Raw genomic sequence first — 14,061 nt, 5'->3', positions numbered from 1 at the left:
CGATGCTCTCGGGGCCGCGGCGCCTCACCGGGCGAGGTCGACGCCGACATCCGCCCAGGCGGCGCGCACGGCCGCTGCTTCTCCGGATGATCCACCGTACTCCGACTCCGCGGCGGCGACCGTGGCCGAGGCGAACGAGGAGAAGTCCGCGGTGGGCGACAGCGTGCCCGAGGTCAGGGTGAGGTACCAGACCCGGCCCGCGCGTTCCCAGGCGTACCCGCCGAGCGCCGTGGCGAACAGGTGGAACGCCCGGTTGGGGATGCCGGAGTTGATGTGCACGCCGCCGTTGTCATCTGCGGTCACGACGTAGTCGTCCATGTGCCCCGGCTGCGGATCGCGGCCGAGGATGTCGTCGTCGTACGCGGTTCCCGGCGCCGCCAACGACCGGAGCGCCCGCCCCTGCACCGCGGGGGTGAAGATGCCCTCGCCGACCAGCCAGCTCGCCTCGTCGGCGGTCTGGCCGAGATGCTGCTGCTCGACCAGCACCCCCAACACGTCGGCGACCGATTCGTTCAGGGCGCCGGACTGGTCCTGGTACTCCCGCCCCCCAGCGGCTTCGATCACCCCGTGGGCGAGCTCGTGGGCGATGACGGTGAGCGAGCCGGTGAACCCGGAGAACACCTCGCCGTCGCCGTCGCCGAAGACCATGCGCTCGCCGTTCCAGAATGCGTTGTCGTAGTCGCGGCCGAAGTGCACGGTCGCCAGCAACTGCCCGCCGGCGTCGTCGATGCTGTTCCGGCCGAAGGCATCCCAGAAGGCGTCGAAGGTGATGCCGAGGCCGTCGAACGCCTCGTCCACGGCGGCATCCCCGGTGGCGGGGTCGTCCTCCCCGCGCACCCGCCGGCCGGGAAGCACCTCCCGCCCCGCGGCATCCGAGATCGTGCGATCCGGCGCCGGCGCGGCCTCCGCCGTGATCGTGCCGTCGTCACCGATCGACAGCCGCAGCCTGCTCCGCGTCACGCGGTAGGGCGGAGTCGCCTGGAGGGTGGCACGCGCCGCCGCGGCCGCGTGGGCGAAGGTCGGCTCCTGCACCGAAGCGATCCGGGCGAGCAGGTACGGAGGGATGATCGCGCGCATGGCGACCACGCTAGCGGCCCCCTCCGACGTCGGGGCGACCGGAAGGGGGATCGATCGTGGGCACGGAGGCCAGGAGTCGCCGGGTGTAGGCGACCTGCGGCTGCTGGAGCACCTTCTCGGTCGGGCCCTCCTCGACGATCCTGCCGTCCTTCATGACCACCACCTCGTCGCAGATGCTCTGCACCACGCCGATGTCGTGGGACACCATCACGAGGGTGAGGTCCTCCGCGCGCCGGAGGTCGGCCAGGAGCGCGAGGATCTGCGCGCGCACGGTGACATCGAGCGCCGAGAGCGGCTCGTCGCCGATGAGCAGGCGCGGCCGGTGCACGAGCGCGCGGGCCAGGGCGATCCGCTGCCGCTGGCCGCCGGAGAACTCGTGGGGGAAGCGGTCGGCCATCTCGGCCTCGAGCCCCACCTGGGTGAGCACCTCCCGCACCCGTGCACGCCGGTCGCCCTCGATGCCGAGGGCCCAGAGCGGCTCTCCCACGATCCGCCCGACGTTCATCCGCGGATCCAGCGAGGCGTACGGGTCCTGGAACACCACGCCGGTCAGCCGCCGGAGCCAGTGGAGTGAGCGCGCGGACGCGGTGGCGTCGACGACGCGCCCGTCGACCTCGACGGTGCCGGAGGTGGGCGCATCGAGCCCGAGGAGGAGGCGGACGAGGGTGGACTTCCCCGACCCCGACTCGCCGATGATGCCGAGGGTGCTCCCCGCCCGGACATCGATGTCGGCGTCCTCGAGGGCGGTGGTGTACCGGCGACGCTCGAACAGCGTGGTCTTCGGCAGCGCATGGCGGCGGGTGAGGCGGCGGGCGCTCACGAGGACGTCGTTCACAGCGTCCTCCCCTCGGGGCGCCACAGCGTCGCTGTGGCATCGCGCAGGAGTCCCTGCGTGACGGGGGAGGAGGGATGTCCGAGCAGTGTGGCGACGGCGCCGGCCTCGACGATCCTCCCGTCCTCGAGCACGACCGCGTGGGTCGCGACCTGAGAGAGCACGGCGAGGTCGTGGGTGATGAAGATCAGCGACATCCCGTCATCGGTGACGAGGGTGCGCAGCAGCTCGAGGATCTCGGCCTGGATCGTGACGTCCAGCGCCGTGGTCGGCTCGTCGGCGATGAGCAGGCGCGGCCGGCACGCGAGGGCCATCGCGATCGCGACCCGCTGACGCTGCCCTCCGGAGAGCTGATGCGGGTAGCGCCTGACGATCCCGTCGGGGTCGGGCAGGGCGACGCGCGCCGCCTCGGCGACGGCGCGGGCCGCGGCATCCTTCCGGCTCACGCCCTCGTGGATCCGCACCGACTCGGCGATCTGCCGGCCGACCGTCCGGATGGGGTTCAGCGCCGTGCGCGGCTCCTGGAAGACGATGCCGATCTCGTCGCCGCGGAGTGCGGCCAGGTCGCGGTCGGGAAGGCCGATGAGCTCGCGGCCGTTCCACTGCACGCTCCCCGACGCCGTCGCACCGTCGGGGAGGAGCCCGAGGATCGCCAGCGCGGTGAGGGACTTGCCCGACCCCGACTCGCCGATGAGGCCCACCCGGGCGCCGTCGGGAACCTCGAACGAGATGCCGTCGACGACGCGTCGGCCGTCGATCTCGACGACGAGGTCTTTCACCGACAGGCTCATGCGACGACCTCCGGCACGTGCGTCCGGGCGCGGCGGGCCGACCCGTCCCGGCGGGACAGGGTGGGGTCGGTGGCGTCGCGGATGCCGTCGCCCAGCAGGTTCAGCCCGAGCACCGTGAAGGTGATCGCGAGCCCCGGCCACAGCACCGAGAGGGGATACACGGTGAGGTACTGCTGCAGCTGGGCGAGGAGCAGCCCCCACGACGGCTCGGTCGGGGGAGCGCCGAACCCGAGGTACGACAGTCCCGCTTCGGCGAGGACGGCGACGGCCATGCCCCACGACAGTTGGACGATGAACACCGGCGCGACGTTCGGCAGCAGGTGGCGGATGAGATTCTGCGCCGGGGTGAGACCCGAGGCCCGGCCGGCGAGCACGAAGTCGCTCTGCAGCACGCGGCGCAATTCCGGGCGCGTCACGCGGGCGATGTTCACGCCGAACCCGATGCCGACGGCCCAGATCACCACCCAGAGCGACCCGCCCCAGACCGCCGAGATCATCATCGCGATGAGGAGCACCGGGAAGGCGATGAGGATGTCGACGGTCACCGCGACCGCTTCCCGCGCCCAGCGGCGGGTGAGCGCGCCGAGCGCGGCGAGGGCGAGACCGATGACGGTGGCGACGAGGCCTGCGCCGACGGCGACGATCACGGTCGTGCGCGAGCCGGCGATGAGGAGGCTCAGGATGTCGCGACCCGTGCCGTCGGTGCCGAGCACGTGCGGCCAGCCGGGCGGTGCCCACCGGTTCGGAATGTCGACCTGCTGCGGGTCGAAGGGGGTCCAGACCAGAGACAGCGCGGCCGTGACGAGGATCACGGCGACGACGATGAGGCCGAATCGGCCGGTCGACAGCCGCCACAGCCGGCGGAGCGCGCTCATGCGGCCTCCCGCTGCCGGGGGTCGAGGAGGCGGTGGACGATGTCGACGAGGAAGCCCACGAGCAGCACGAAGCCGGTGAGGATCAGCAGTTCGCCCTGCACCATGGGGAGATCTCTCGCGTCGACGTCGGCCACGAGCATCCGTCCGATCCCGGGAAGGCTGAACAGCTGCTCGATGATCACGGCGCCCACGACGATGCCGGCGACCTGGAGCCCCAGCACCGAGATCACCGACAGACCGACGTTGGGGAGGCCGTGCCGGATCAGGGCGGTGTTGCGGGTCAGCCCCTTCGCCGCGGCCGTGCGGACGTAGTCCTGGCCGATCGCCTGGAGGGTGGCGCTGCGGACGAAGCGCAGGAGCATCGCACCCTCGATGACCCCGATCGTGAGCGCGGGGAGGATGAGGGCGCGGAACGCGTCGAGCGGCTGGCTCCAGCCGCCCCGGGGGAAGCCTTGGGCGGGGAGCCACCCGAGCCACACCGCGAAGACGACGACGAGCATCATGCCCGCCCACACCACGGGGACCGCGGCGAGGGCCTGCGCGCCCACGCTCAGCGCTGTGCCGTCGGCCCTCCCGCGGCGGAGGGCGGAGAGGACCCCGAGCGGGATGCTGAGGGCGAGGGCGAAGACGAGGGAGAGGATGCCGAGGGGCACCGTCACGCGCGCCTTCTCCGCGAGCTCGGCGGTCACCGTCAGGCCCGTGTAGAGAGACGTCCCGAGATCGCCGCGGAAGACACCGCCGATCCAGTCGGTGTACTGCGCCCACAGCGGCGCGTTCAGCCCGAGATTCTCGCGGATCGCGGCGACCTGCTCGGGGGTGCCGTTGGTGCCGGCGATCTGCTGCGCGACGTCGCCGGGGAGCACCCGAAGGGTGAGGAAGATCAGCGCGCTGGCCACGAACAGCCCCAGCAGCAGCAGGGCTCCCCGGGTCAGCGCGTACCGGATCACTCGCTCTTGGTCAGCTCTGCGAGGTTGAGGCGGGCGTTGACGTTGTCGGCGGGCATGCCGTCGATGCCGGTGGCCACGGCGCTGACCCCCGCCCAGTTATAGAGCCAGTCGGCCGCGGCGTCCTCGGCGACGATGCGGGCCGCCTCGGCGAGGAGGGCATCGGCCTCCGCCTCGTCCGTGGCGCGCAGCGACTGCTCGTAAAGGTCCTGCACCTCGGGGTTGTCGTAGGTGAAGTAATAGTCGGGGTTGGCCCAGTTCTCGAAGTCGCGGGGCTCGGCGTGGTTGACGTAGCTGAGCTCGTAGTCCTTGTTGGTGTAGACGTCGTTGACCCAGACGCCGAAGTCGACCGCGTCGACCTCGAGGGTGATGCCGACCTCGTTGAGGTTGGACACGAGGATCTGCGGGATCGTCGTGCCGTAGAACGACGGGATCGTGAGGGTCAGTTCGAGGTCGTCCACCCCCGCCTCCTCGAGCAGCGCGCGCGCCGCTTCGGGGTCGTAGGGGGCGGTGTCGCTGAGATCTTCGTAGCCGGGGTCGACTTCAGGGATGGGGCCGTACAGCGTCTGCCCGGCGCCGACCGCCTCGACGATGGCGTCGTGGTCGATCGCCTGACGGATCGCCTGGCGCACCCGCTGATCATCGAGGGGTGCTGCGGTGCTGTTCATCGCCAGCACGCTCTTGTCGGTGGCGGTGCCGAGCACGACGGTCCAGTCGCCGTTCTGTTCGATCTGCTCGGCGAGGTTCGGATCGAACCCGGTGAGCACGTCCACTTCGCCCGCGGCGGCGGCGTTCACCGCGGCTTGGTCCTCGGCGATGTACTGGAAGACCACTTCGCCGACGCCCGCGGCGTCGCCCCAGTAGTCGTCGTAACGGGCGAGGGTGATGCTCGCCCCCTGCTGCCACTCGTCCAGCACGAAGGGCCCCGTGCCGTTGGCCGCGGTCTGGTAGTCGACCGTGTCGCCCTCCTTCAGGATGATCCCGGCGCGACCGGTGAGGTTCCACAGCAGGCTCGAGTCGGGCTCGGCGAGGGTGAGGGTGATGGTCTGCCCGTCGGCGGCGATCGAGGTCACGTTCGCCAGGCGCGAGGACTCGGCCCACTCGGGGGTGTCCTTCCGGGTCTGCAGCGACCACACGACATCCTGCGCGGTGAGCTCCTGCCCGTCGTGGAAGGTGACGCCCTCCTCGAGGGTGAAGGTGTAGGTGAGCCCGTCGTCCGAGACCTCCCAGTCGCTCGCGAGCGCCGGGACGATCTCCTGGTCGGTGGTCCGCGACACCAGCCCCTGGTAGACGTTGTCGATGAGGACCTGGTCGAGGGCCGCGCCGGTGGTCTGACGGATGTCGAGGTTTCCGGGCTCGAGCACCAGGCGGATCGCGACCGAGGCGTCGGGGTTCGGCTCGCCCGTGGCGCCCGTCGGACCCGGTTCGGCGGAGGAGGTGCAGCCGGCGAGCACGAGGGCGGACGCGGCGAAGAGTGCGGTGGCGGCGAAGGCCGTGCGGCGAAGCATGTGATTCCTTTCGGGACGGCACCCGGGGGAGGGGATGCCGGCCGGCTCGCCCGAGCGAGCCGTGGTGCGGATACAGCCTAGGGAACCGCCGGGAACCCTGCCGAACCCGTTACACCGAACGCAACAGAAGCGTTAACCCTTCCCGGCGGCGCGACGCAGCTCGGCAGCAAGGGCCACGGGCGCGTCCTCCTGCAGGTTGTGGCCGCCTGCCAGGGTGAGGACGGATGCTCCGGGGACGCGTTCGCCGAAGACGTCGGCGTCGGCATCCGTGACGTAGCCGCGCTCGCCGCGGATGAGCTCGAGCGGGGCGCGAACCGCGGCGAGATCCTCCCACCCGGCCTCGCCGAGGACGGCGGCCACGGCGTCGCTCCCTGCGCCCGCCGCCGCGTCGTCCGCTGCCGCGGAGGAACGCGCCGCCGCGGCGGCGAGGTGGGCGAAGTGGTGCTTCCACTCCACGCGGCCGTCTTCCCGGACGCGGGAGTTGAAGTACACACCTCGCGCCGCCTTCTCGCGCGTCCCGCCACCGAGTCCGAACGCCATGGCGCGGTCGACGAGCTCGTCGCGGCTCGCCCAGTCGGTCGGGCCGGCGAAGAACCGGCGGATCTCCGCGGCGCCGGCGTTCGGATCGAGGCCGGGGGTGATGTCGATCACCACGAGACGCTCGACGAGCTCGGGGCGGGCGGCGGCGACGGCCGCAGCGGTGAGGCCTCCGAGAGACTGCCCGACGAGCACCTGGGGCCGGTCGGTCCACGCCGTCATCGCCGCCGCGACGTCGGGAGCCAGCATCCGTCCGACGTAGGCCGCGTCGGTGCGCCACGACGAGTCGCCGTGGCCGGGCAGGTCGATCGCGAGGGCGGGGAGGCCCAGGGCGATGACCGTCGTGTCCCAGGTGTGGGCGTTGAGCCCGGCGCCGTGGAGGAGGGTCACGACCGGACGCTCGTCGGGGGAGTCGAACCACCAGCGGAGGCCGCTCACCACCCGGCCGTCGGGCAGGTCGGTGCGCAGGCGCTCACCGTGGGGGAGGGGGCCGTCGAGTCCGGCATCGGCGGCCTGGTCGGCGAGGAAGGAGAACTCATCGGCGGGTTCGGTCACGCGGCCATTCTGCCCCAGCCGGTGCCCGGGCGCGCGGGTAGGCTGACGCCATGACCGCGGAACAGCGCGTACACCTGGCGAAGTCGGCTCCCCCCGCTTACAGCTCGCTCGCGGGCCTGGCGAAGCAGGTCGGCGCGATCGCCGCCGACGCGGGGATCGACGACCGCCTCAAGGAGCTTGTGCAGATCCACGTCTCGCAGCTGAACGGCTGCGCCTATTGCGTGCGCGTGCATGTGGAGAAGGGCATGAAGGCGGGGCTGGATGCCGACGCGGTCGCCCAGATCGCCACGTGGCGCGACTCGGGCGTGTTCACGGAGCGCGAGCGTGCCGGTCTGGAGCTTGCCGAGGCGTTCACCTTCATCCACGAGGACGGCATTCCCGACGAGGTCTACGACCGGGTCGGGGGTGTCCTCACCGAGGCCGAGTACGTCGCCCTCAGCTGGATCCTCATCTCCATCAACGCCTTCAACCGCCTCGCGATCGCCGGGCGATACCCCGTTCCGCCGCGAGACACCAGCGCGGCGAGCCAACGATGACCGCCGGTGACCCGCACGTCCCCGGCAGCGTCAATTTCCGTGACACCGGGGGGCTGCCGGCCGGCCGTGGCCGGACGCGATCCGGCGTCCTCTTCCGGTCGGGGAACCTCGCCCAGCTCCACGACGACGGGGTCGCGGCGATCGAACGCCTGGGCATCCGCACCATCGTCGACCTGCGCGCCGACGACGAGGTCGCCCACGCCCCGAGCCGCGTGGAGTCGCTTCCGGTGGCGACGGCCCATGTGCCGCTCTTCCTCGGCTCGGTGACCTCGTTCTTCACCCAGGACATGAGCCTGTCCGACATGTATCGCTCGCTCGCCGAGGAATCGGGGGCCCAGATCGTGAGCGCGATCCGCGCGATCCTCGATGATCCGCCGGCCCTCGTCCACTGCACGGTGGGGAAGGACCGCACCGGAGTCACCGTGGCCGTCGCGCTCGCCGCGGCCGGGGTGGACCGCGACGCCGTGATCGCCGATTACGCCCGAACCGAGGGGCTCCTGCCCGAGTGGCGGAACCGCGACCTCGTGGCCCGGCTCAAGCAGTGGCATCCCGAGGCCGTCCATCTCGAGGAGCTCGCGACCCGGTCGCCCGCGCCGGTGATGCGCGCGTTCCTCGACGACCTCGACGCCCGCCACGGGTCGCCGGCCGGGTTCCTCGTCGCTCACGGGTTCACCGAGGACGAGGTGAGGCGCCTTCGGGAGGTGCTCGTCTACGAGGGTTCCGATGCGCCGGAGATAGCCTCCGCATCGAGCAACCCAGGTTAGGCAACCCTTCCTCGGAGGTATGATGGTGGGGCCATGTCGACCTCCCCCGCGTCTCACACCGAGCACAGCACCGCCGCCTGCCGCTCCTCGCGTCACACGCGGGTGCAGCATGTGATCGCCGCCGACGAGACCTCGCTCACGGAGCTCGAGGCGCTTCTGGCGACGCTGCCCCTGTGCTCGACGGGCCGGGTCTTCATCGAGATCCCGGATGATTCCGAGCGCACCGACCTCGTCGTGCCGCCCCGGATGGTGCTCACCTGGCTCGACCGCTCCCGCCGCAGCGGCGCGCCCGGCACGGGTCGTGGCTGCGCCTCGGGCCACGCGCTGTCCCGGGCGGTCATCGCGTGGGCCGACGAGATGCTCTGCGACGACGCCGACGCCACCCGCATCCATCTCCTCGGGGGCTACCTCGCAACCGCCGACATCCTCGAGCACCTCACCGGGGTCCGCGGCATCGATGCGGCGCGCATCCACACGCCGGCCCGCTACGGTCTCAGCTCCGCGCGCTGACGCGTTCCGGTCTGCGCGGGAGATAGCGTCCGTCCTCTAGACCCGCCTCGATCTCGAAACGGTTCCGCAGCGGGTCGCGCCCGGCCCGCAGGTACAGCACCGGCATGAGGAACCCGTACCGGCGCCACTGGCGCTTGTGCACGGCTTCGTGCCGCAGAAGCCGATCGTCGATGATGCCCGTCCCCGTGAGGAAGCAGTCGCCGACGCAGACCCCGCCGCGAGCGAAGCTCCAGGCGGGCATGCCGCGGAAGATCAGCAGGCCCCCGCGGCGTTCGATGCGGCCGGTGCTCCAGAGGGTCCCCCACACCCGCCCGAGAAGGCATCCGTAGAGGTATCCCAGGTAGCTCAGCGGCGAGTCGAGCAGCAACGCCGGGAGCAGGCGGTCGGGATCGGGCCGGTCATCGCTCACGCCAGCGCTCCGATGATGCGCAGGATCGTTCCGAGGTCGTCGACGGCGGACTCGGGGGCGGCGGGGGAGAACTCGGTGAGCGTGGCACCGGCCAGCGGGAGGCGGGCGCGGACCGCGCGGATGGTTGCGACGACCTGATCGACCGACGCGCCGAAGGGCACCGGATGACTGACGCCGCCGATCACGCCGGGATCGAGCACGTCGAGGTCGACGTGCAGGTAGACCCGGGCGGCCCCCGTCGCCACGACCGCCTCGGCGACGGCCTCGGGGCTCTCGAAGGCCTCGGCACCCAGGAGGGTGATTCCGGATGCCGGGGCGAAAGCCTCCTCCTCGGGATCGAACTCGCGGGTTCCGGCCAGGAGCACGCGGTCGGCGGGGAGCGGGGGGTCGAGCGCGAGGCCCGTCGGGGCTTCACCGAGGAGGGCGCGGACCACCATGCCGTGGAAGGCTCCGCTCGGTGAGGTGGCGGGTGCCTGGAGGTCGGCGTGGGCGTCGAGCCACAGGACGGCGATGTCGGAGGTGTCCAGGGCCGCGAGGGCGGGAAGGGCGACACCGCAGTCGCCGCCGACGACGACCGCCGGCCCGTCCCCGTCTGCGACGGCGCGGGAGACGAGGTCGGCGATCCGGGTCAGCGAGCTGAACCGCCGCACCCCCGAACCGAGATCCTCACCCGCCTCGGCGGGGACGTCGAGGATGGTGGTCGCCGCGCGCGGGAGATCGCCGGCGATGGCGAGCGCGCCGTCGATGAGGCGCATCGCCCGCGAGGACGACGACCCCTGCCATTGCGGGACGACGATGAAGCGTGCCACCTCGGCTCCTTCCAGGAGAACGGCGACGGGGGTGGGCGACGCGCGCCCACCCCCGTCGATGCGGTCAGACCGTGTCGGGGCTGGCGGGCAGCGCCTGCGGCGTCGAGCCCCCGGCCTTCAGCGCGGCCAGGCGCGCCTCGACCTCGGTGAGCTCGCCGACATCCTCGAGCGCAGTGAACTGGGCGTCCAGGCTCGAGGCGGCCAGCTCCTGCTTGCCCTGGGCCAGCGCCTCCTGACGGCGGACCTTGTCCTCGAAACGGCCGAGCTCGCTGGTGGGATCGAGCACGTCGATCGAGCGGACGGCGTCGTGCACCTTGGTCTGCGCCTCGGCGACCTTCGCGCGCGACAGCAGCTCGGAGCGCTTGGACTTCAGCTGCTCGAGCTTCTGCTTCATTCCGTTCAGGCCGTCCTTGAGCTTGTCGACGACCTCGGTCTGCGTGGCGATGGTCGGGGCGATCGCCCGCGCCTCGTTCTCCTCGCTGATCTGGCGCTGCAGCGCGATCTTGGCGAGGTTGTCGAACTTGTCGGCGTCGGCGGTGTTGCCCTGGGCGCGCAGCTCGTCAGCCTTGCGGCTGGCCGCCAGGGCCTTGTTGCCCCACTCCGCGGCGGCCTGCACGTCTTCCTGGTGATCGCGCTCGAGCAGGCGCAGGTTGCCGATGGTCTCGGCGATGGCCGACTCGGCGTCGGCGATGGAGTTGGTGTAGTCGCGCACCAGCTGGTCGAGCATCTTCTGCGGATCCTCGGCCTGATCGATGAGGGCGTTGATGTTCGCTCGCACGAGCGTGGAGATGCGACCGAAGATGGACTGCTTGGCCATCGTGTTTCCTTCCTGTCGGTACGTGGGGTGAGCCGTGGCTCGGGGTCGGTTTCCGGTGATGCGGGTCTGAAGGCGCGGGACGGGGCGGGTGGTCAGAAGCGGCCACCTCCGCGGCGGCCCCGCGTGCCGCCGCCTCCGAAGCTACCGGTGCGGAAGACGGCGCCGCCCGATCGGCGGCCGAACGACCCGGAACCGCCGGAGCGTCGCGACGAGCCGCCACCGCTGCGAAGGGAGTTGACGACGATGCCGCCGAGGATCGCCCCGAGGATGTCGCTGCCGCCCCCGCCGCCGGGACCGCCGTCGAACATCCCGTCGCTGTTGTACCCGCCGCGGTCGAAGGCGCCGACATCGCGCTGGGCCGAGGAGAGCGCCTCGTCGGCGAGGGCCTGCGCGCGCTGCGCCTCGGCCAGAGCAGCGCGCGGGTCGGTGGCCTGGAGCTGATCGGCGCGCACGGCGGCGGCGCCGGCCTCGGCGAGCCGGGTGCGGGCATTCGCCCCGATCGCCCCGCGCCGGGTCGTGATGTAGTCCTCCGCGGCCGCCACTCGCGCCCGGGCCGACGCGAGGGTGCGCGCGAGCGATTCGGTCACCCGCTGCTGCTCGGCCTGGGCATCGCGGATCCCCGCGACGAGGGCATCCAGCTGCTGGTCGGCGGCCTGCAGTCGCTGCAGCGTCGCGAGGGGATCGCGGGGGCGGGCGGCGAGCTCGTCCCGAGCGAGCTGGATGACCTGACGTGTGGCGGCCACGGCCGCCGCGACCTGTCCCTCGGTGTCGGGGAGGGCGCCCGAGGCGGCGCTCTCCCGCTCGAGCTCGGCGATGAGATCGGATGCCGCCCGCTCGGCCTCGGTGAGATCAGCGGCCAGCTTCTCCACCGCATTCTCGAGCACGTCCGCCTGATCGACCGCCTCCTCGGCGGCGCGGATCCCGACGGCGGCCTCCCCGCCGTCGCCGCCGTCGAGCGCGGTCCTCGCCTCGGCCAGCTGCTGCTCGGCGAACCCGAGTCGCTGGCGGGCCTGATCGACGTTGTCGGCGACAGCGCTCAGCGCCGTATCGCGGTACGTCTCGCGCAGCCGCGTCATCCGCTCTTCGGTGGCGCCGAGCGCGGCGGCGGCGCGCTCTCGCTCGCCGGCGACCCGGGCGAGCGCTTCGGGGGCGGTGCGCTCGAGCTCGCGCAGCGCATCGAAATCGGCCGCCTTCTCGTCGAGCCCGGCATTGGCCTCCCGGCAGAGCTGGAGGATGCGCTCGTTCCACTCGCGACGCTCGGCGTCGGTGTCGGCGATCTCGTCGTCCAGGCGCTGCTTGAGTGTGAAGGCCTCGGCGAGCTGCGCCTTCGCCGTGTCGAGCGCGACGACGAAATCGGCGGTGGCGTCGTCTCCGAACTGGGCCCGGGCGAAGCCGAGCTCCTGCTCGCTCGTGCGGACGGCGTCGTCGGTGTCGACCAGCGCCGAGGATGCGTGGCGCTCGAGGTCGGCGAGCGGCACCTGCGGGGCGCCCGGCGCGCCGGCCTTTCCGGAAGCGACCTCGCCGGTCGAGCGGCGACGGCGTACGACGAGCCAGATGACCACGACCGCGGCGATCGCCACCAGGACGAGGACGAAGATCCACCCCGACGCTCCGCTGGACGAGGTCGCCGCCTCGAATCCGCCGGCCGTCGCGGTGACCGCGCCCACCCAGTCGCCGTCGCGCAGGAAGGGGCGAATCTCCCCCTCGATCGCGGTCAGCTCGTCGGCCGAGACCGGGCCTGCGCTGTCGGCGGAGATGTAGTACTCCCGCCCGTCGGTCGAGACGGCGAGCACGTACTGGTCGACGCCCAGTCCGTTCCGACTCGCGACCTCATCGGCCCACTGCTGGCTGTCGGCAGGGTTGGTGAACTCTGACACGAAGACGGCGTAGAGGTCGATGCCGGTCTGGTCGTAGAGCTCGGCGAGGCGATCCTGGACAGCCGATTCCTGGGCCTGGTCGAGCACGTCGGACTCGTCGACCACGTAGCCGGCCCCCAGCTCCACCGGGTCGGTCGCCGAGGCGGCGGGCCCGACCGCCATGAGGATCATCGTCAGCGCCGCCGTGACCGCCGCCGCCCATCGCGCACGCATGGATCAGCCTCCCACCGTGAGTCTATGCAGGGGTGAAGACACCGCGGTAGGGAAACGTCCAGGCTCGCCCGACCCGCGGGTCGCTTCGCCGTGGGCGGGCGCCGCCCGGGTAGGGTTCTCGCGGCTTGCGGAGGGTGCAGATGGACGATCGATACGGCGGTGACGTGCTGTCGGCAGGATGGCGCGAGCGCGGCCGTCCCGTGGTGGCGCGCGTCGCGGCGGAGCGCGACCTCGTGGTCGAGGTCGCCGACGACGGCTTCTGCGGGGCGGTGACCGGCGTCACCGGCGGTCTGGTCGAACTCGAGGACCGCCTCGGGCGCCGGCGGGTGTTCCCGCTCGGCCCCGGGTTCCTCATCGACGGAGCCGACGTCATCCTCGACCCGCCGAGCCGGGCGGCCGCATCGGCGCCCCGGCGCACCGCGTCGGGATCGTTCGCGGTGGCCGATGCTCGGGCGCGCACTGCCCGTGCGAGCCGGATCCTCGTCGAGGGGCGGCACGACGCCGAGCTGGTCGAGAAGGTGTGGGGCGACGACCTGCGGGTCGAGGGGGTGGTGGTGGAGTACCTCGAAGGGATCGACCATCTCGCCGAGGTCCTCGACGCCGACCCGCCCGGACCCGGGCGCCGCTACGGCGTCCTGGTGGATCACCTCGTCCCCGGATCGAAGGAGTCGCGGCTGGCCGCGGCGGTGGAGGCCTCGCGGCACGGCCCCTCGGTGCGCATCGTCGGGCATCCCTTCATCGACGTCTGGCAGTGCGTCACGCCGCGGGCGATGGGCATCGCCGCGTGGCCCGAGGTTCCGCGGGGGGTCGAGTTCAAGGTCGGCGTCTGCCGGGCGCTCGGCTGGCCCGCGCGCGACCAGGCCGACATCGCCCGCGCCTGGCAGCGCGTCCTCGGACGGGTGAGCTCGTATCGCGACCTGGAACCGGCGCTCCTCGGGAGTGTGGAGGAGCTCATCGACTTCGTCACCGAACCGGCACACTGACCGAACCCGGCGCCTCGTAACGGG

15 protein-coding genes are annotated in these 14,061 nt (G+C 72.1%); 4 read left to right on the top strand and 11 right to left on the bottom strand.

What is annotated here, in order from left to right:
- Positions 1–24: 24 nt before the first annotated feature.
- The 7 genes from MA875_RS06230 to MA875_RS06200 all read right to left on the bottom strand — a co-directional run bounded on the left by MA875_RS06230 (position 25) and on the right by MA875_RS06200 (position 7,119).
- Positions 25–1,077, bottom strand: coding sequence for a M4 family metallopeptidase (locus MA875_RS06230; RefSeq protein ID WP_248241103.1), 1,053 nt, complete (start codon positions 1,075–1,077; stop codon positions 25–27).
- A gap of 10 nt (positions 1,078–1,087) precedes the next feature.
- Complete coding sequence (locus MA875_RS06225) at positions 1,088–1,912, bottom strand: ABC transporter ATP-binding protein (RefSeq protein WP_248241101.1); 825 nt, start codon at positions 1,910–1,912, stop codon at positions 1,088–1,090.
- A complete protein-coding gene (locus MA875_RS06220; RefSeq protein WP_248241099.1) occupies positions 1,909–2,700 on the bottom strand; it encodes an ATP-binding cassette domain-containing protein in 792 nt (263 codons plus the stop codon). Before MA875_RS06220 ends, MA875_RS06225 begins: the two co-directional genes overlap by 4 nt.
- Positions 2,697–3,575 (bottom strand): ABC transporter permease, encoded by an 879-nt coding sequence (locus MA875_RS06215; RefSeq protein ID WP_248241097.1) that lies wholly within the window; start codon positions 3,573–3,575, stop codon positions 2,697–2,699. Before MA875_RS06215 ends, MA875_RS06220 begins: the two co-directional genes overlap by 4 nt.
- Positions 3,572–4,522 carry an ABC transporter permease gene (locus MA875_RS06210; protein WP_248241095.1) on the bottom strand — a complete coding sequence of 317 codons (951 nt, stop codon included), beginning with the start codon at positions 4,520–4,522 and terminating at the stop codon, positions 3,572–3,574. The genes MA875_RS06215 and MA875_RS06210 overlap by 4 nt, the downstream gene beginning before the upstream one ends.
- Entirely contained in the window at positions 4,519–6,027 is a 1,509-nt protein-coding gene (locus MA875_RS06205; RefSeq protein ID WP_248241094.1) for an ABC transporter substrate-binding protein, read from the bottom strand. The genes MA875_RS06210 and MA875_RS06205 overlap by 4 nt, the downstream gene beginning before the upstream one ends.
- A 132-nt stretch (positions 6,028–6,159) precedes the next feature.
- Complete coding sequence (locus MA875_RS06200) at positions 6,160–7,119, bottom strand: alpha/beta fold hydrolase (protein ID WP_248241093.1); 960 nt, start codon at positions 7,117–7,119, stop codon at positions 6,160–6,162.
- A 50-nt stretch (positions 7,120–7,169) separates the two neighbouring features.
- Here MA875_RS06200 and MA875_RS06195 point away from each other — a divergent pair, with 50 nt between their 5' ends.
- From MA875_RS06195 to MA875_RS06185, 3 genes are read left to right on the top strand one after another with little or no spacing between them, the layout of a single operon-like run.
- On the top strand, positions 7,170–7,655 hold the full coding sequence (locus tag MA875_RS06195; protein ID WP_248241092.1) for a carboxymuconolactone decarboxylase family protein: 486 nt from the start codon (positions 7,170–7,172) through the stop codon (positions 7,653–7,655).
- Entirely contained in the window at positions 7,652–8,419 is a 768-nt protein-coding gene (locus MA875_RS06190) for a tyrosine-protein phosphatase (protein ID WP_248241090.1), read from the top strand. The genes MA875_RS06195 and MA875_RS06190 overlap by 4 nt, the downstream gene beginning before the upstream one ends.
- A 33-nt stretch (positions 8,420–8,452) precedes the next feature.
- A complete protein-coding gene (locus MA875_RS06185; RefSeq protein ID WP_248241088.1) occupies positions 8,453–8,929 on the top strand; it encodes an SIP domain-containing protein in 477 nt (158 codons plus the stop codon).
- On the opposite strand, the gene MA875_RS06180 is transcribed toward MA875_RS06185, so the two are convergent.
- The 4 genes from MA875_RS06180 to MA875_RS06165 all read right to left on the bottom strand — a co-directional run bounded on the left by MA875_RS06180 (position 8,913) and on the right by MA875_RS06165 (position 13,054).
- Entirely contained in the window at positions 8,913–9,338 is a 426-nt protein-coding gene (locus MA875_RS06180; RefSeq protein WP_248241086.1) for a Fe-S oxidoreductase, read from the bottom strand. The genes MA875_RS06185 and MA875_RS06180 overlap by 17 nt on opposite strands.
- Positions 9,335–10,147 carry an arginase family protein gene (locus tag MA875_RS06175; RefSeq protein WP_248241084.1) on the bottom strand — a complete coding sequence of 271 codons (813 nt, stop codon included), beginning with the start codon at positions 10,145–10,147 and terminating at the stop codon, positions 9,335–9,337. The genes MA875_RS06180 and MA875_RS06175 overlap by 4 nt, the downstream gene beginning before the upstream one ends.
- Before the next feature lie 64 nt (positions 10,148–10,211).
- Complete coding sequence (locus MA875_RS06170) at positions 10,212–10,964, bottom strand: PspA/IM30 family protein (protein ID WP_248241083.1); 753 nt, start codon at positions 10,962–10,964, stop codon at positions 10,212–10,214.
- 92 nt (positions 10,965–11,056) lie between these two features.
- Positions 11,057–13,054 carry a TPM domain-containing protein gene (locus MA875_RS06165; RefSeq protein ID WP_248241081.1) on the bottom strand — a complete coding sequence of 666 codons (1,998 nt, stop codon included), beginning with the start codon at positions 13,052–13,054 and terminating at the stop codon, positions 11,057–11,059.
- A 140-nt stretch (positions 13,055–13,194) separates the two neighbouring features.
- Here MA875_RS06165 and MA875_RS06160 point away from each other — a divergent pair, with 140 nt between their 5' ends.
- On the top strand, positions 13,195–14,037 hold the full coding sequence (locus MA875_RS06160) for a DUF3097 family protein (protein WP_248241079.1): 843 nt from the start codon (positions 13,195–13,197) through the stop codon (positions 14,035–14,037).
- Positions 14,038–14,061 lie beyond the last annotated feature (24 nt).

Source organism: Microbacterium kunmingense (assembly GCF_023155745.1).
Lineage (GTDB): Bacteria > Actinomycetota > Actinomycetes > Actinomycetales > Microbacteriaceae > Microbacterium > Microbacterium kunmingense.
Note: the sequence above shows the minus strand (reverse complement) of the source record. Positions and strands in the feature narration are given on the sequence as shown.

What these genes read in the sequence shown, in the direction of transcription:
- MA875_RS06220 (WP_248241099.1), bottom strand. Translation starts at nt 2,700, where the DNA reads ATGAGCCTGTCGGTGAAAGACCTCGTCGTCGAGATCGACGGCCGACGC.
- MA875_RS06215 (WP_248241097.1), bottom strand. Translation starts at nt 3,575, where the DNA reads ATGAGCGCGCTCCGCCGGCTGTGGCGGCTGTCGACCGGCCGATTCGGC.
- MA875_RS06230 (WP_248241103.1), bottom strand. Translation starts at nt 1,077, where the DNA reads ATGCGCGCGATCATCCCTCCGTACCTGCTCGCCCGGATCGCTTCGGTG.
- MA875_RS06160 (WP_248241079.1), top strand. Translation starts at nt 13,195, where the DNA reads ATGGACGATCGATACGGCGGTGACGTGCTGTCGGCAGGATGGCGCGAG.
- MA875_RS06195 (WP_248241092.1), top strand. Translation starts at nt 7,170, where the DNA reads ATGACCGCGGAACAGCGCGTACACCTGGCGAAGTCGGCTCCCCCCGCT.
- MA875_RS06165 (WP_248241081.1), bottom strand. Translation starts at nt 13,054, where the DNA reads ATGCGTGCGCGATGGGCGGCGGCGGTCACGGCGGCGCTGACGATGATC.
- MA875_RS06190 (WP_248241090.1), top strand. Translation starts at nt 7,652, where the DNA reads ATGACCGCCGGTGACCCGCACGTCCCCGGCAGCGTCAATTTCCGTGAC.
- MA875_RS06185 (WP_248241088.1), top strand. Translation starts at nt 8,453, where the DNA reads ATGTCGACCTCCCCCGCGTCTCACACCGAGCACAGCACCGCCGCCTGC.
- MA875_RS06205 (WP_248241094.1), bottom strand. Translation starts at nt 6,027, where the DNA reads ATGCTTCGCCGCACGGCCTTCGCCGCCACCGCACTCTTCGCCGCGTCC.
- MA875_RS06170 (WP_248241083.1), bottom strand. Translation starts at nt 10,964, where the DNA reads ATGGCCAAGCAGTCCATCTTCGGTCGCATCTCCACGCTCGTGCGAGCG.